General features: G+C 68.2%; 13 protein-coding genes. 7 read left to right on the top strand and 6 right to left on the bottom strand.

Going from position 1 to position 15,875, the window contains the following annotated elements:
- Window positions 1-3,417, top strand: a complete 3,417-nt coding sequence (smc, locus tag F1C10_RS00630; RefSeq protein WP_185207901.1) for a chromosome segregation protein SMC — start codon at window positions 1-3, stop codon at window positions 3,415-3,417.
- On the opposite strand, the gene F1C10_RS00625 is transcribed toward smc, so the two are convergent.
- Window positions 3,359-4,597: a glycosyltransferase 87 family protein gene (locus F1C10_RS00625; RefSeq protein WP_185207892.1), complete on the bottom strand. Its 1,239-nt coding sequence runs from the start codon at window positions 4,595-4,597 to the stop codon at window positions 3,359-3,361. The two genes, smc and F1C10_RS00625, sit on opposite strands and share 59 nt — an antisense overlap.
- 66 nt (window positions 4,598-4,663) lie before the next feature.
- Here F1C10_RS00625 and F1C10_RS00620 point away from each other — a divergent pair, with 66 nt between their 5' ends.
- A complete protein-coding gene (locus F1C10_RS00620) occupies window positions 4,664-5,911 on the top strand; it encodes a putative DNA modification/repair radical SAM protein (RefSeq protein WP_185207884.1) in 1,248 nt (415 codons plus the stop codon).
- A 6-nt stretch (window positions 5,912-5,917) separates the two neighbouring features.
- Here F1C10_RS00620 and rarD read toward each other — a convergent pair whose 3' ends face one another.
- Window positions 5,918-6,829: an EamA family transporter RarD gene (gene rarD, locus F1C10_RS00615; RefSeq protein ID WP_185207882.1), complete on the bottom strand. Its 912-nt coding sequence runs from the start codon at window positions 6,827-6,829 to the stop codon at window positions 5,918-5,920.
- Window positions 6,830-6,848: 19 nt separating this feature from the next.
- A complete protein-coding gene (gene gpmA, locus F1C10_RS00610; protein WP_185207880.1) occupies window positions 6,849-7,535 on the bottom strand; it encodes a 2,3-diphosphoglycerate-dependent phosphoglycerate mutase in 687 nt (228 codons plus the stop codon).
- Between the two features lie 115 nt (window positions 7,536-7,650).
- Between gpmA and F1C10_RS00605 the strand changes: the two genes are divergently transcribed.
- On the top strand, window positions 7,651-8,376 hold the full coding sequence (locus F1C10_RS00605) for a dienelactone hydrolase family protein (protein WP_185207878.1): 726 nt from the start codon (window positions 7,651-7,653) through the stop codon (window positions 8,374-8,376).
- Between the two features lie 23 nt (window positions 8,377-8,399).
- Here F1C10_RS00605 and F1C10_RS00600 read toward each other — a convergent pair whose 3' ends face one another.
- Window positions 8,400-8,876 carry a helix-turn-helix domain-containing protein gene (locus tag F1C10_RS00600; protein ID WP_185207877.1) on the bottom strand — a complete coding sequence of 159 codons (477 nt, stop codon included), beginning with the start codon at window positions 8,874-8,876 and terminating at the stop codon, window positions 8,400-8,402.
- A 175-nt stretch (window positions 8,877-9,051) separates the two neighbouring features.
- Between F1C10_RS00600 and F1C10_RS00595 the strand changes: the two genes are divergently transcribed.
- The 4 genes from F1C10_RS00595 to F1C10_RS00580 all read left to right on the top strand — a co-directional run bounded on the left by F1C10_RS00595 (window position 9,052) and on the right by F1C10_RS00580 (window position 14,670).
- Window positions 9,052-9,414 carry a hypothetical protein gene (locus tag F1C10_RS00595; RefSeq protein ID WP_185207875.1) on the top strand — a complete coding sequence of 121 codons (363 nt, stop codon included), beginning with the start codon at window positions 9,052-9,054 and terminating at the stop codon, window positions 9,412-9,414.
- 103 nt (window positions 9,415-9,517) lie between these two features.
- On the top strand, window positions 9,518-11,623 hold the full coding sequence (locus F1C10_RS00590; protein WP_185209985.1) for a bifunctional (p)ppGpp synthetase/guanosine-3',5'-bis(diphosphate) 3'-pyrophosphohydrolase: 2,106 nt from the start codon (window positions 9,518-9,520) through the stop codon (window positions 11,621-11,623).
- 127 nt (window positions 11,624-11,750) lie between these two features.
- Window positions 11,751-13,586, top strand: a complete 1,836-nt coding sequence (locus F1C10_RS00585) for a DUF885 family protein (protein ID WP_185207873.1) — start codon at window positions 11,751-11,753, stop codon at window positions 13,584-13,586.
- 67 nt (window positions 13,587-13,653) lie between these two features.
- Complete coding sequence (locus tag F1C10_RS00580; RefSeq protein ID WP_185207871.1) at window positions 13,654-14,670, top strand: glycosyltransferase family 2 protein; 1,017 nt, start codon at window positions 13,654-13,656, stop codon at window positions 14,668-14,670.
- A 4-nt stretch (window positions 14,671-14,674) separates the two neighbouring features.
- Here the strand turns inward: F1C10_RS00580 and F1C10_RS00575 are convergent, their stop codons facing one another.
- Both F1C10_RS00575 and F1C10_RS00570 read right to left on the bottom strand, forming a co-directional pair.
- Window positions 14,675-15,403 carry a bifunctional 2-polyprenyl-6-hydroxyphenol methylase/3-demethylubiquinol 3-O-methyltransferase UbiG gene (locus F1C10_RS00575; RefSeq protein WP_185207869.1) on the bottom strand — a complete coding sequence of 243 codons (729 nt, stop codon included), beginning with the start codon at window positions 15,401-15,403 and terminating at the stop codon, window positions 14,675-14,677.
- A gap of 1 nt (window position 15,404) precedes the next feature.
- A complete protein-coding gene (locus tag F1C10_RS00570; protein ID WP_258042992.1) occupies window positions 15,405-15,827 on the bottom strand; it encodes a GtrA family protein in 423 nt (140 codons plus the stop codon).
- Window positions 15,828-15,875 lie beyond the last annotated feature (48 nt).

Raw genomic sequence — 15,875 nt, 5'->3', positions numbered from 1 at the left:
GTGCAGATCAAGCGGCTGCGGCTGTCCGGCTTCAAGAGTTTCGTCGACCCCGCCGATCTACGGATCGAGCCGGGGCTGACAGGGGTCGTCGGCCCCAACGGCTGCGGCAAATCGAACCTGCTCGAAGCGCTGCGCTGGACGATGGGCGAGAATAGCGCGAAATCGCTGCGCGGCGCGGGCATGGAAGACGTGATCTTCGCCGGCACCGCGACGCGCCCCGCGCGCGATTTCGCCGAAGTGTCGCTGCTCGCCGAGATCGACGGTGCGGAGACCGAAGTCGTCCGCCGGATCGAGCGCGGCGCAGGGAGTGCCTATCGCATCGACGGCAAGGACGTGCGCGCGAAGGACGTATCGCTGCTGTTCGCCGATGCCGCGACGGGCGCCCACTCCCCAGCGCTCGTTAGCCAGGGGCGGATCAGCGCGGTGATCGCGGCGAAGCCCGCCGACCGGCGCGCGATGCTCGAGGAGGCGGCCGGCATTGCGGGGCTCCACGTACGCCGCCGCGATGCCGAGCAGAAGCTGCGGGCAACCGAGGCCAATCTCGCTCGGCTCGACGAGGTGATCGCCGATCAGGAAGCGCGCGCGGCGGCGCTGCGGCGGCAGGCGCGGCAGGCATCGCGCTACCGGACGCTCTCGACGCAGATCCGCCTCGCCGAGGCGCGCATGATCTTTTCCCGCTGGCGCGAGGCGGCGCAAGCAGTGGACGACGCGGCACGTGTCGCGCAGCAGGCCGAGCGCGCGGTCGCCACCGCCGGTGCGGCGCTTCGGGCAGCCGAGTCGGCGCAGGCGGAGGCTGCCTCGACCCTTGCCGCCGCGCGCGCCGCGGCGCTGTCGGCGCGCGATCGCAGTGCGACGGCGGCGCACGACGTGTCGGCGCTGCGGGCGAAGGCGCAGGCGGCAAAGCGTCGGCTCGACGAGCTGGCGCAGGCGGCGGCGCGTATCGCCGACGACCGTACCCGCGAGGGGGATCTGGCGCGCGATGCCGCGGCGGCACTCGCGCGCCTGGAGGAAGAGCGCCGGGCGCTCGACACCGCGATCACGGCAGCCGCCGCAGAGCTGCCTCGGCACGACGCGGCGCTCGCGGACGCCGAGCGTCAGGGGCGGGATGCGGAAGTCGCGCTGGCACAAGCGCTGTCGCGTCAGGCAAGCGACATGGCGGAGGCGCGCGTCGCGCAAGCGGCGGCGGCGGCGGCGCGAAGTCGGCTCGATCGCGCCGAGCGTGACGCGGCGCAGGTGACGGCACAGCTTGCGGCGCTGGGCGATGCCGCACCACTGGAGCACGAGCGTAGCGAAGCGGCAGCGATGATTGCCGTTGCCGAGCGTGAGATCGTCGCAGCACGGCAAAGCCTTGCCGACGCCGAGCAGGCGGAGCGGCACGCGATCGCAGCACGCGATGACGCACAGGGCAAGCGTGCCGCCGCGCGCGCCGAACTGGCGGCGCTGGAGAGTGAAGCGGCCGTCCTGCGGCGCTCGACCGAGCGCGCCGGACGCGATCGGCTGCTCGATCACGTCGCGGCCGACGCAGGCTATGAGCGGGCGCTGGCTGCGGCGCTCGGCGACGACCTCGATATCGGCCTCGATCGCGCAGCCGCTGCATTCTGGGATGGGGCGCCGACGTCAGGTACGGCGCACGTGACCCCGGATACGGCAGGCGCAGACGTACGCGATCGCCTGATCACGCACGTCCAGGCACCAGCGTGGCTCGGTCGCCGGTTGTCGTACGTCATCGTGACCGACGAGGACGACGGTCGCGCACTCGTGCCGGGCGAGCGGCTGGTGACACGCGCGGGCACGATGCGGCGCTGGGACGGTCTGGTCGTCACCCGAGGCGGCGCGGCCGCGGCGGAGCGGCTCGAACGGCGCAACCGGCTGGGCGCGATCGACGCCGCCCTGCCGGCGGCGCGGGATCAGGCGGCGGCTTCCGAAGCCGCCGTGGCGGCGGCGGAGAAGGCTATCGCCGCAGCGCGAGCCGAAGCGGGCGCAGCGCGGGCCACGATCGCGGAACGCGAAGCACAGGTGCGTCAGGCGCGCGTGCGGCAGGACCGCGCTACGGCGCAGCTCGAGCGGCTCGACGGGCTGCGCGCCGATCTGACGGCACGCGCCGCGCGAATCACGGACGAACGCGGTGAGGCCGCGCGAGACCAGACGGCGGCGGCCGATGCGGTGGCTGCGCTGCCTGATACTGGCGCTTCTGCGGCGGCAGTATCCGAGAGGCAGCGCACAGCCGAAACGTGCCGCCAGACGATCGCCACCGGGCGGGCGGCGCGTGAGGCAGCGGCGCGCGCCGGCGAGCAGGCGCGCACCCGCCTCGCCGCGGCAGTCGCCGAGGCGAAGAGCTGGCGGGCGCGGGCGGGCGATGCCGCGCGGCGGATCGCCGACATGGACAAACGCGCGCGCGACCTTGCGACGGAAACGGCAGCGCTGGCCGATCGACCGGCGGCGTTGGAGGCCGCCCTCGCCAAGGCAATTGCGGCGCATGACGAGGCGCGGCAGGCCACGGAGGCGCTCGTTGCAGCCGAAAGCGCTGCGGAAACCGCGCTACGCCGGACCGAGGACGAAGCGCGCCGCGCGGGCGAAGCGCTGGCGCAGGCGCGCGAGGCGCGCGCCGGCGCGGTCGCGCGCGCCGAGAGCCACGAGGCGCGGCGGATCGAGATCGGGCGGGTGTCGGGCGAGCGGTTTGAGTGCCCTGCCCCCGTCCTGCCGGAGAAGATCGGCTTTGCCGCCGACGATGTCGGCGCCCCGCAGGACGAATCCGCGGCGCACGACCGGCTGATGCGCGATCGCGAGCGGATCGGGCCGGTCAATCTCGTCGCCGAGCAGGAACTCGCCGAACTGGAGGCGGGCGCGAGCGGCAACGCCGCCGAGCGGGCGGAGCTCGGCCAGGCAGTCAACCGGCTGCGCGGCTCGATCGGGACGCTCAACCGCGAAGGCCGGGCGCGGCTGCTCGCCGCGTTCGAGGCGGTCAACGGCCATTTCCGCCGCTTGTTCACCACCCTGTTCGACGGCGGGCAGGCGCATCTCGAACTGATCGATTCGGACGATCCGCTCGAGGCGGGACTCGAGATTATGGCGCAGCCGCCGGGCAAGCGGCTCCAATCACTCACCCTGCTGTCGGGGGGCGAGCAAGCACTGACCGCAGTAGCGCTGATCTTCGGCCTGTTCCTGACCAACCCCGCCCCGATCTGCGTGCTCGACGAGGTCGACGCGCCGCTCGACGACGCCAATATCGAACGCTTCTGCGACCTGCTCGACCGGATGAGCCGGGAGACGAAGACCCGCTATCTCATCGTCACGCACAATGCGGTGACGATGAGCCGGATGCACCGCCTGTTCGGCGTGACGATGATCGAGCGCGGCGTCAGCCGGCTGGTATCGGTCGACCTGCAGGCCGCGGAGACGCTGCTGGCGGCGGAATGAGCCACGTCGGCGCCGGCGCGCGTACCGCATCAACAATCAGCCACAGCATCGCCGCGGCGCGGAACGCGGCAGCAAACGCGATATGCGTCTGTGTGATGCCTGGGCCGCTGCCGCCGGATGAGGCGAAGAACCAGAATTCGGCCCAATAGGCGGCGAGGTCACCGGCAACGAACCACGCGACCGGCCACAGCCGGCGGCTGGTGAGCAGCAGGAAGGGATAGAGCCACAGGTCGAATTGCGGCGAATAGACCTTGTTGGTGAGCAGGAACCACGCGAGCACCGGGGTGAACACCACCCATCTTCGATCGCTATGCCGACGCCAGCCATACAGCACGATCGCCGCGGCGCCGACGACGAAGGCAGCGAACGACCATAGGTTGCGCGTCGGCAGATCGGTGATCCACCAGCCTTGCGTCGCCATGATCTCCCAGATCGACGCGGCGGTGCCGCTGCGCGCCTGGCTGAAGGTGTAGAACTCCGCCCAATTCGCCGGCGCCGCCAGCGCGACCGGCAGGTTGATCGCTGTCCAGGTAGCGATCGCGACGATCGAGACGCCGGCGGCGCCGATGAAACGCGTGCGCCACGTCGCGCCGTGCCGAAACAGCGCGCCGAGGCCCAGCAGCGGCAGCAGCAGCACCGGAAAGAGCTTCGCGGCGGTACCGATCGCAGCGAGCATGGCGCTGGTGCGCGGCGTCCCCCGCCGGGCGGCGAGCAGCGCCGCGACCGCCAGCGCCACCGCGAGCATGTCCCAATTGTGCCCGAGATAGAGCACCAGCGGCGGTGCACCTGCCCAGCACCAACGCCGCGTGCGCGGTACGCCGGCGCGCTGCATCATCCACAGCACCGCAAAGGCGAGCGCGGCATTGACCAGCGAGACGACCAGCAGGAAATCGAACGCGTCGCCGCGCGCGCCACCGATCGTGCGAACGACGAGCCCTTCGAGCCAGATCAGCACGCCCGTAAGCACGGGATATTCGATCCGCGCCTCGACATAGGGCAGCTGCCCCGCCGCGACGCCGCGCAAGCCCCAGAAGGGCACGGCATCGGAGTAGCAGCCGGTGAGATACTGCTCGTCGCCGGTCCAAGAGGCGCCGCAATGCGCCTTGAACCACCAACCGAGAACGCACGTCAGCGCGAGCAGCGCATAGGGGCCGGAATGGTCGACGCGGGGCAATCGCATTGACCGCGGTTAACCCGGCGGGGCGCTCAGGTCGACACTTGGCGCATGAGAACCTATATAGAACGGATGGCGCAGCTCGACGTCCAACAGAAGCTGGAGATTTTGGCTGATGCCGCCAAATACGACGCGTCGTGCGCGTCGTCGGGCACAGCCAAGCGCAACTCGCGCGACGGCAAAGGGATCGGGTCGACCGAGGGGATGGGCATCTGCCACGCCTATGCGCCCGACGGCCGCTGCATTAGCCTGCTCAAGATCCTGCTGACGAACAGCTGCATCTTCGATTGCCACTATTGCATCAACCGCAAGAGCTCGAACGTCCGCCGCGCGCGATTCACCGCGAAGGAAGTGGTGAACCTCACGCTGTCCTTTTACCGGCGCAACTATATCGAGGGTCTGTTTCTCTCGTCGGGCATCATTGGCTCGTCCAACTATACGATGGAGCAATTGGTCGAGGTCGCGCGCTCGTTGCGCGAGGATCATCATTTCCGCGGCTACATCCATCTCAAGACGATTCCCGATGCCGACCCCGAGTTGATCCAACAGGCCGGGCTCTACGCCGATCGCATGTCGATCAACGTCGAATTGCCCACCGTCAGCGGATTGAAGCGGCTCGCGCCCGAGAAGGACAATGGGCGGATCGAGGGCGCGATGAAGGGTCTGCGCACGTCGATCATCGATACGCGCGACGCGAAGAAGAAATATCGTTCGGCGCCGAGCTTCGCGCCCGCCGGCCAGTCGACGCAGATGATCGTCGGGGCCGATGCCGCGACCGATGGCGACATCGTGACCAAGGCGGCGCGGCTATACGATCGGTTCGAGCTGCGCCGCGTCTACTATTCGGCGTTCAGCCCGATCCCCGATGCCTCCGCAGTGCTGCCGCTGCAGCGCCCGCCGCTGATGCGCGAGCACCGGCTGTACCAGTCGGACTGGCTGATGCGCTTCTACGGCTTCGAGCCTAAGGAAGTGGTCGCAGCGGCGGACGAGCGCACGGGCATGCTGCCCCTCGACATCGATCCTAAGCTCGCCTGGGCGCTCAAGTTCCGCGACAGCTTCCCGGTCGACGTAAACCGCGCGCCCAGGGAGTTGCTGCTGCGCGTACCGGGGCTCGGCACCAAGGCGGTGGCGAACATCCTGACAAGCCGGCGGTGGCGCAAGCTGCGGCTGGAGGACGTCGCACGCCTGACGGTGTCGATCGCCAAGATCCGGCCGTTCATCGTTACCGCAGACTGGCGCCCAGTGGCTCTGACCGACAAGGCCGAATTACGCCCGATCGTGGCGCCCAAGAAGCAGCAGCTCGAGCTCTTCGCCGCCTGATCCCCGTCAGGCGGGCTGCGTGGCGACGGCGCGCTGACGGGCAGCGCGCACGCTGTCCCATGCGAAAATCGCACATCCTGCCCAGATCAGCCCGAAGACGAGGAAGTGCAGCGGACGCAGCGCCTCGCCGAACACCGCCACCGCGACGATGAACTGCAGCGTCGGCGCGAGATACTGGAGCAGCGCGAGCGACGAATAGGGCAAGCGGCGCGCGGCGGCCGCGAACATCAGCAGCGGCGCGGCCGTGATGAGGCCGAGCACGATGAGCTGCGCATCGGTGCCCGCCCCCGCCCCGAACGCCCCCGCGCCGCGTTGGGCGAGTAGCAGGAGATAGAGCAGCGCGGGCGGCGTGAGCAGCGCCGTCTCGACCATCAGCCCGCCAAGCGAATCGATCGCGACGACCTTGCGCACCAGCCCGTAGACACCGAACGACACCGCGAGTGTCAGCGAGATCCACAACGTATCAAGCGCGCCCAGCGCCATCGCGACGACACCGACCGCGGCGACCGCGATCGCCACCCCCTGCCACCGCCGCAGCCGCTCGCCGAGCACCGCCACGCCGAGCGCGACGTTGACCAGCGGATTAATGAAATAGCCTAGGCTCGCCGCCAGCGTCTGATGCGCGTTGACCGCCCAGATATAGACCAGCCAGTTGACCGCGATCAGCGTCGCGCTCGCCGCCAGCATCGCCAGCGTGCGCGGCGTTATCGCCGCACGCACGGTGCGCCAGCGCCGCAGCGCCGTCACCACGACGACGAGCAGCAGCAGCGACCAGACGACGCGGTGCGAGAGGATCTCCAGCGCGGGCAACCCGCCGAGCCAGCGAAAATAGAGCGGCAGCACGCCCCAGAAGGCGTAGGCGCCCAGCCCGAGCAGCAGCCCGCCGCGCGCCACCGACCGATCCGACGCGTCGGTCATGCGGCAGCCTGACGCGCGATCACCGCTCGCTCAGATAATAGCGGTCGGTGGCGGCGAGGTTCGCGTCGAGTTCGTAGACGATCGGCTGGCCGGTCGGGATCTCGAGCGAGGTGATCTCGTCGTCGGGAATGTTCGACAGATGCTTGACGAGCGCGCGCAGCGAATTGCCGTGCGCGGAGATGAGCACGCGCTTGTCCGCGCGCAGCTCGGGGGCGATGCGTTCTTCCCAGTAGGGCAGGACGCGCGCGATCGTGTCCTTCAGGCTCTCCGTCTTGGGGATCGCGATGCCGGCGTAGCGCCGGTCGTTGGTCATGTCGAACGCGCTGCCGGCTTCCTCCGCGGGGGGCGGGATGTCGAAGCTGCGGCGCCAGATGTGCACCTGCTCGGCGCCGTGCTTGGCCGCCGTTTCCGCCTTGTCGAGCCCGGTCAGCCCGCCATAGTGGCGCTCGTTCAGCCGCCAGTGCTTCTCGCTCGGCAGCCACAGCCGCCCCATCGCCTCGAGCGCGAGGTTGAGCGTCTTTATCGCGCGCGTCTGCAGCGAAGTGAAGGTGAGGTCGAAATCGAGTCCCTTCGCCGCCATCAGCTCGCCCGCCGTGCGCGCCTCGGCCGCGCCCTTCTCGGTTACGTCGACGTCCCACCAGCCGGTGAAGCGGTTTTCCAGGTTCCAGGCCGACTGGCCGTGGCGGATCAGGACGAGCGTGGGCATGATGGTCTCCCGTTGGCGCTCGACACAAGCGCGGACTTCCCTTTGATGCCGCGCTGATAGAGAGAAGCGCGGGCGTTCGACAAGCGCGCGACGCACGGTTTGTGAGGAGCAAGTAATGGCGATCGTACGGCAGACGCTGATCTACGACGGGCCCGGCGGTCCGTTCGAGGGCGTCGTTGCGTGGGAGGACGAGGTGGAGACGCCGCGTCCGGGCGTGCTCGTCTGCCCCAACATCCTCGGTCAGAAGGAATCCGACAACCAGAAGGCGGAAGCGCTGGCGAAGCTCGGCTACGTCGCGCTCGCCTGCGACGTCTACGGCCAGGGCAAGCGCACGACGCGCGAGAGTCCGGACGCCGGCCTCTACATGAACCAGATGAATGCCGACCGCGCGCTGCTCCGCGATCGGCTGGCGGCCTCGCTCGACGCGCTGCGCGGATTCGGCGCCGTGGATGCGGCGCGCGTCGCCGCCGTCGGCTTCTGCTTCGGCGGCAAGTGCGTGCTCGACATGGCACGCAGCGGGCTGCCGATCCTGGGCGGGGTGAGCTTCCACGGCGTCTACGACCGGCCCGACTATGCCAACGTGCCGACGATGGAGGCGAAGCTACTGATCTGCCACGGCTGGGAGGACCCGCTCGCCACCCCCGAACAGATGGTGGCGCTGGGCCGTGAGCTGACCGACGCGCATGCCGATTGGCAGATCCACGCCTATGGCAACGCCGGCCATGCTTTTACCGATACGGCGCTGGTCAAGCCGGCGGCGCCCGGCGTCGCCTATGACGAGCGCGCCGACCGGCGCAGCTGGAAGGCGATGGCCGATTTCCTCGCGGAGCTGTTCGTCTAGAGCCCGACGCTGAGCGAACCGCGCTATTCGGCGGCGTCGCGGTGCTCGGCGCGCTCGACGTCGCTCGGCAGCGCCCAGATCATGTCGCCCTTGCCCAGCACGCGGCCGTCGTGGCTGAGCACCGCGACTTGCTGGATCGGGCGCCCGTCGCGCGCATCGACGAGGATCGGGAAGGCGGGGCAGCCCGTCTCCCACCGCTCGCCCCACTGCCGCAGCGCGACCATCGTCGGCAGCAGTGCATAGCCCTTCTCAGTCAGGCCATAGGCGATCTTGCGGCGATCCTCGGGCAGCGAGCGGCGTTCCATGATGCCGTGTTCGACGAAGCGCGCGAGCCGGTTGGCGAGGATGTTGCGCGCAATGCCGAGCTCCGACTGGAATTCCTCGAAATGCTGCAGGCCGTTGAAGGCCGCGCGCAGGATCAGGAACGCCCAGCGCTCCCCCATCGCCTCCAGCGCCGCCGGCAGGCTGCATTCCTGAAGCGGCTCGCGCAGCTTGTCCATTCCAACTCCTTCTGATCGCCACCCTAACGCATCGCGCCGGTGAAGCGCACCGCAATACGCGCCAACTGCTCAGAAATAAAGGTTTCCATTCGCAACTCGCAGATGCGAGTTTTCTCTTGCAACTCGCATCTGCAATATCTAGGTAGCGTTCAGCAACCCTTTCTGGGAGGTCCACATGATTCGCACGATCGCCAAGTCCGTTCTCGTTTCCGCCGCCCTGCTCGCCGCAGCGGGTGCCTCCGCGCAGCCGATCGACGGCGCCTATGTCGCCACCCCGGTCGCCGCACCGGCCAAGACCACGCTGATGACGCGCGACACCGCGTGGAAGTTGCGCGACGGCGCGTTCGTCACCGTCAATGCGCCGATGCGTGAGATGGCCGCGTGCCAGCTCGTCGCACGCGACGCCGGCTTGCTGTCGGGCTTCACCGCCAACGGCAAGGCGTTCGATGCGGCGCAGCTCGACGCGTGCAACGCCAAGGCAAAGGTCGCCAAGACGCAGGTCGCCAAGACCGATGCGGCGCCAGCCACCGCGAACTAATTCCACCGATCGGCACTCCCGCCGATAAACGAGGGGGCCTGCGCCTTTGGCGCGGGCCCTTTTTTGTTGCATTGCACGCCCCGCCTGCCCCAAATCCCTGATGGTGCTGCGCCAATACGAATTAGTCGATCGGGTCCTCGATTACGATCCGAGCGCCGACGAGGCGATGCTCAACCGCGCCTATGTCTTCTCGGTAAACGCGCATGGCACGCAGAAGCGCGCGAGCGGCGATCCGTATTTCAGCCACCCGATCGAGGTGGCCGGCATCCTGACCGAGCTTCACCTCGACGACGAAACGATCGCCACCGCGATCCTGCACGACACCGTCGAGGATACCGTCGCCACCAGCGACGAGATCCGCCGCATCTTCGGCGACAATGTCGCGCGGCTGGTCGACGGCGTCACCAAGCTGTCGAAGATCGAGGCGCAGACCGAGAGCGAGCGCGCCGCGGAGAATCTGCGCAAGTTCCTGCTCGCGATGTCGGGCGATATCCGCGTCCTGCTGGTGAAGCTCGCCGACCGGCTGCACAACATGCGCACGCTGCACTTCATTAAATCGGAAGAGAAGCGCCGCCGCATTGCGCGCGAGACGATGGATATCTACGCGCCGCTCGCCGAGCGGATCGGCATGTACGAATTCATGAAGGAGATGCAGACGCTCGCCTTCCGCCAGCTCGAACCCGAGGCGTACGAATCGATCACGCGGCGGCTCGAGCAGCTCAACGCTGGCGGCGGCGACAAGATCGCCAAGATCGGCTCCGGGCTGAAGCTGCTGCTGTCGCGCCACGGTCTCGACGTCGAGATATCGGGGCGTGAGAAGCACCCTTACAGCATCTGGCGCAAGATGCAGGAACGCCACATCGATTTCGAGCAATTGTCGGACATCATGGCGTTCCGCGCGATCGTGAAGAGCGAGGACGATTGTTACGCCGCGCTCGGCCATATCCATCGCCGCTGGCCGACGGTGCCGGGGCGGTTCAAGGACTATATCTCGACCCCCAAGCGCAACGGCTATCGCTCGCTTCACACCGCGGTGATCCACGCCGAGAACAAGCGCGTCGAAATCCAGATCCGCACGGAGGAGATGCACGCGGAGGCCGAATTCGGGCTCGCCGCACACTGGGCGTACAAGCAGGGCAGCCGCGTCAGCCCGCAATCGCAGCACAGCTGGATCGCCGATCTGGTCGAGATCCTCGACACCGCGGGCAGCCCAGAGGAGCTGCTCGAACACACGCGCATGGCGATGTACCAGGATCGCATCTTCGCCTTCACGCCGAAGGGCGAGCTGATCCAGCTGCCCAAGGGCGCGACGCCGATCGATTTCGCTTATGCCGTCCACACCGATCTCGGCGATCAGGCGGTCGGCGCGAAGATCAACGGGCGCGTGGTGCCGCTGCGCACGCCGATCGAGAACGGCGATCAGGTGCAGGTGCTGCGTTCCAAGGCGCAGACGCCGCAACCCAATTGGCTCGGCTTCGCGATCACCGGCAAGGCGCTCGCCGCGATCCGCCGTCACCTGCGTCAGGTAGAGCGTGACCAGACGGTGGCGCTGGGACGCAAGCTATACGACGATATCGTCACGCGCCTCCCCGCCCCGCTCGGCCCCGACGCGCTGACGCAGGCGCTGAAGCGGCTCAAGCTCGCCGACGAGGCGCAGCTGATGCAGGCGATCGCGCGCCGCACGCTGACCGACGCGCAGGTGATGGAGGCATTGATGCCCGGTTCGGCGGGCGCCGACGTCGCGCACGCACCGCCGCAATCCTCCGCCATCTCGATCGAAGGGCTGGCACCCGGCGTCGCCTACGAACTCGGCGATTGCTGCCACCCCGTGCCCGGCGACCGCATCGTCGGCTTGCGCCGGCCCGACGCGTCGATCGAGGTCCACGCGATCGACTGCGCGACGCTGAGCGAGCTCGCCGATCGGTCGAACGAGGAGACCGACTGGATCGACGTGCAATGGGGCAACAAGACCGAAGGCGCCACGGCACGCATATCGGTCGAGGTGAAGAACGAACCCGGCGCGCTCGGCGTGCTGGCGACGATCATCGGCCAGCACAAGGCGAACATCATCAACCTGCGGCTCGATACGCGCGACACCCAATTCCACACCAACATCATCGACGTCGAGGTGCACGATGCGCACCAGCTGATGCGTCTTCTCGCCGCGCTGCGCGCCGCCGACGCAGTAAATGCGGCGGAGCGCGTCTGACCCTCGCGAGCGCGGGCCTTCGCCGCTTGCTCACGCGCACGGCGGCGGCGTTGATTTGTGTCACTTGCGACTAACGCATCGCGCCGCCTAGAACCCTGCCAGCCTCCCCAACGAAAGGGCCAAGTTCTTGGATCGTCGTTCCTTCCTCGCCTCTGCCGGTGCCGCCTCCGCGATCGCGCTGATCCCCGAAGCGCTCCGCGCGCAAGCCGCCGCCTCGCGCGCCGCCCCCGGCGCCGCGCCCGCTAGCCCGGCGGATGCCAAGCTCAACGCGATCTTCGATCAGGTCTTCGCCAAGACGCTGCAGCGCTCGCCCGAACTCGCGACCTCGCTCGGCATGGACAAGGGCCCGAACGCACGACTGAAGCACCAGCTGTCGGACAATTCGCCCGCCGCGAAGGCGCGCGATCAGGCCGAACTCAAGCAGTCGATCGCCGCGATCCAGGCGGTCGATCCCGCGCCGCTGTCGACGCGCTCGAAGCTCGACCGGGAGGTGATCCTCTATTCGCTCAACAGCTACGCATTGCCCTACGATCGCTTCAAGCTCGATTCGGTGCAGCGCCCGTTCACCATCTTCCAGCAGGGCGGCGCCTATTTCTCGACGCCCGACTTCCTGAACTCGGCGCACACGATCAACACGACGGACGATTGCGAGGCGTATCTCGATCGCCTGTCGGCGTTCGCGACGCGGCTCGATCAGGATAGCGCCGAGCAAAAGGAAGAGGCGGCGCGCGGCTATCTCGCGCCCGATTTCTCGCTTGATCTGACGCTGGGGCAGATGGCGAAGCTGCGCGGTCAGCCGGCGGCTGACAGCGGCCTCGCACAGTCGGTGGCCAAGCGCGCGGCGGCGAAAAACATCGCGGGCGACTGGCAGGCGCGCGCGGCGAAGATCGTCGAGGCGCAGGTGTATCCCGCGCTCGACCGGCAGATCGCGCTGATGAAGTCGCTGCGCCCGAAGGCGCGCAGCTCGGCGGGCGTGTGGGACGTGCCGCAGGGTGACGCGATCTACGCCGCCGCGCTCGAACAGGCGACGACGACCAAGTACACGCCCGACGAGGTCCACAAGATGGGGCTCGAGCAGGTCGCACAGATCTCCGCCGAGCTCGACGCGATCCTGCGCAAGCAGGGACTGACGCAGGGCAGCGTCGCGGAGCGGCTCAACGTGCTCAACGTGCGCGCCGATCAGGTCTATCCCGACACCGCCGCCGGGCGTGCGGACCTGATCCGCGGGTTGAACGAGGGCAATGCCGCGATGACGGCGAAGCTCGCGCAGGCGTTCATCAATCCGCCGAGCGAGCCGCTCGAGATCCGCGCAGTGCCGGTCGACATTCAGGACGGCGCATCCAACGGCTATTACAGCCGCGCCGCGCTCGATGGCTCACGCCCGGCGATCTACTGGATCAACCTCAAAAGCGTCGGCGACTGGCCGAAATATTCGCTGCCCAGCCTCACCTATCACGAAGGCGTGCCGGGGCATCACCTCCAGATCTCGATCGCGCAGAAGGCGCCGCAGCCGCTGCTGCGCAACCTCACTTTCTTCTCGGCCTATTCCGAAGGCTGGGCGCTCTATGCCGAGAGCGTGGCGGACGAGCTCGGCGGCTATGCCAGCGAGCTCGAGCGCGCGGGCTTCCTGCAGAGCTATCTGTTCCGCGCCGCGCGGCTGGTGATCGACACCGGGCTGCACACCAAGCGGTGGACGCGCGATCAGGCGACCGACTACATGGTGCAGACGGTCGGCTTCGCGCGCCCGCGCTCGCAGCGTGAGGTCGAGCGCTATTGCACACAACCGGGGCAGGCATGCAGCTACAAGGTCGGCCATGCGGCGTGGCAGCGCGCCCGCGCCACCGCGCAGAAGATCCGCGGCGACCGCTTCGACTTGAAGCAGTTCCACGAAGTGCTGCGTTACGGCGCGGTGCCGCTGACGATCCTCGAGCGGCTGGTCGAGGAGCAGGCACGGCTCGCGTGATCGGCGGGCGTTGCCGCCGAAGTTCCACGTGATTTCAGGCGGGGCGGTCTGTAAGACCGCCCCGATCATGCACCGTCCCGCCCTCTCGATCGTCATTCCCTGCTACAACGAAGCCGCCAACCTGCCGCTGCTGCACCAGCGGGTGGCGGCGGCCGCCGCCGCTGCGGTCGGTGACGACCATGAGATCGTGCTTATCAACGACGGGTCGCGCGACGACAGTTGGTCGATCATGCAATATCTCTCCGCCAGCGATCCGCGGTTGGTGGCGATCAACCTGTCGCGCAACCACGGCCACCAGCTCGCGCTTACTGCCGGGCTCGACCTGTGCTCGGGCGAGCAGATCCTGATCATCGATGCCGATCTTCAGGACCCGCCCGAGCTGCTCTCCGACATGCGCGCCGTGATGGCGCGCGAGGGCGCCGACGTCGTCTATGCGGTGCGGCGCAAGCGCGCCGGCGAGACGCTGTTCAAGAAGGCCACGGCCGCTGCCTTCTACCGCCTGCTCGATCGGCTGACCGATACCGAGATACCACTCGACACCGGCGATTTCCGGCTGATGTCGCGCCGCGCGCTCGACGCGCTGCTGTCGCTGCCCGAACAGGCGCGCTTCATTCGCGGGATGGTGGCATGGGTCGGCTTCCGCCAGGTCCCCTTCCCCTACGACCGCGCCGAGCGGCACGCGGGCGAGACCAACTATCCGATCTCCAAGATGCTGCGGCTGGCGTTCGACGCGGTGACGGGCTTCTCCACCGCGCCGCTGCGCTTCGCGAGCCACGCGTCGGTCGCGCTCGCCGGGCTGTCGCTGCTGCTGCTCGTTTATATCGCCTGGGGCTATTTCGAGGGCGATCCGGTGCAGGGTTGGACGTCGACGATGCTCGTCGTGACGGTGCTTAGCGCGGTGCAGATGTTCGTGCTCGGCATGATCGGCGAATATATCGGGCGGCTGTACATCGAATCGAAGCGACGCCCGCTGTACCTCGTCGCCGATATCGCCGGCGCGGTGCATCGCCGCGCGACGCTCGGCTTCCAGGCGGAGCACACGCGCATTCCCGACAGCGCGATCGCCCGCAAGGAACGCGGCTGAGCGATCAGGCGGGTTCGGCGAGCGTCACGATCGAGACGCCGGGCGGCATCGGCAGTCGGCCGACCATGTGCCGCTCGAACCGGAAGATCGTCTCGAACAGCTTGTTCACCAGCGGTGGCGGCGGCGAATCGTCGCTGTCGTCGCGCCCCGTCAGCCGCCCCGCGATCCGCGCGCCCGCCGCGAGCGGGAACAGCAGCGAGTTGAAGTAACCGAGCTTGCGCGGGCGCAGTCCGGCGGCCTCGATCGCCTTTACCAGCGTCGACTTGGAATAGCGGCGATGGTGATGGTTGACGACGTCGTGCGCGCTCCACATCCACTGGTGCGCGGGCACGGTGATCAGGATCTTCCCGCCGGGTGCGAGCCGCGCGCGCATCGCGGCGAGTGCGGCCACATCGTCCTCAATATGCTCGACCACGTCGAGAACGGCGATCAGGTCGTAATGCGCGTCGGGTACGCCGGGTAGCGACGGCAGCGGGCTGTCGCCCACCGGCTTGCCGAGCCGCCGGCCGGCGATGCCACGTGCCGCGGGATCGATCTCGATCGCGTCAACCTCGCCGAACGCCGCGAGCATCGGCAAATTGTGCCCCGTGCCGCAGCCGATCTCGAGGATGCGTGCCTTTGCCGGCAGCCGCCCCTCACGCGTCAGATAATCGGCCAGGATGTCGCGGCGCGCGCGATACCACCAATGGGTGGAATCGTGCTCGGCCATGCGATCGTAGACGCGGCGATCCATATCAGGCGAATACCCACAGACGATTGAGTGCAAAGGTGACGAGCGGCGTGACGAGCACGATCGGGATCAGCGGCCACCACCACGGCCCGGCCAGCATCGCATCGTCGGTGAACAGCCACACCCAGAAGGTGTTGACCGCGTAGCTGACGAGCGAGACGGCGAAGAACTTCGGCGCCGACGATCTGGCGGAAGCATTGTGGCCGCGGAAACTCCACTTGCTGTGGAGGACGTAGCCCGACAGCATCGCGACAAGGTAGCCGGCGATATTGGCGACCTGTTCCGACGTGATCTTGAACGCCGCGAGCGGCGAATAGACCGCGGCATAGCAGATGGTGGCGAGCCCGCCGGCGATCCCGAAGCGGACGATCTGCCAGAACGTCTCCCGGTTCTGCGCCGTCAGGAACTTGTTGCGAACCGCGTCCACGCCTTGCCCTTTGTGCCCCCCGGATTAGAGGCGATGCACCGCTTTCCG

The organism is Sphingomonas sp. NBWT7, from assembly GCF_014217605.1.
Lineage (GTDB): Bacteria > Pseudomonadota > Alphaproteobacteria > Sphingomonadales > Sphingomonadaceae > Sphingomonas.
The sequence above is the reverse complement of the archived record's forward strand: the minus strand, read 5'-3'. Positions and strand labels throughout refer to the sequence as shown.

Bases quoted from the DNA above. Each gene is read 5' to 3' on its own strand.
- F1C10_RS00580 (WP_185207871.1), top strand. From the start codon at position 13,654: ATGCACCGTCCCGCCCTCTCGATCGTCATTCCCTGCTACAACGAAGCC.
- gpmA (WP_185207880.1), bottom strand. From the start codon at position 7,535: ATGCCCACGCTCGTCCTGATCCGCCACGGCCAGTCGGCCTGGAACCTG.
- F1C10_RS00595 (WP_185207875.1), top strand. From the start codon at position 9,052: ATGATTCGCACGATCGCCAAGTCCGTTCTCGTTTCCGCCGCCCTGCTC.
- rarD (WP_185207882.1), bottom strand. From the start codon at position 6,829: ATGACCGACGCGTCGGATCGGTCGGTGGCGCGCGGCGGGCTGCTGCTC.
- F1C10_RS00605 (WP_185207878.1), top strand. From the start codon at position 7,651: ATGGCGATCGTACGGCAGACGCTGATCTACGACGGGCCCGGCGGTCCG.
- F1C10_RS00575 (WP_185207869.1), bottom strand. From the start codon at position 15,403: ATGGATCGCCGCGTCTACGATCGCATGGCCGAGCACGATTCCACCCAT.
- F1C10_RS00620 (WP_185207884.1), top strand. From the start codon at position 4,664: ATGGCGCAGCTCGACGTCCAACAGAAGCTGGAGATTTTGGCTGATGCC.
- F1C10_RS00625 (WP_185207892.1), bottom strand. From the start codon at position 4,597: ATGCGATTGCCCCGCGTCGACCATTCCGGCCCCTATGCGCTGCTCGCG.
- F1C10_RS00600 (WP_185207877.1), bottom strand. From the start codon at position 8,876: ATGGACAAGCTGCGCGAGCCGCTTCAGGAATGCAGCCTGCCGGCGGCG.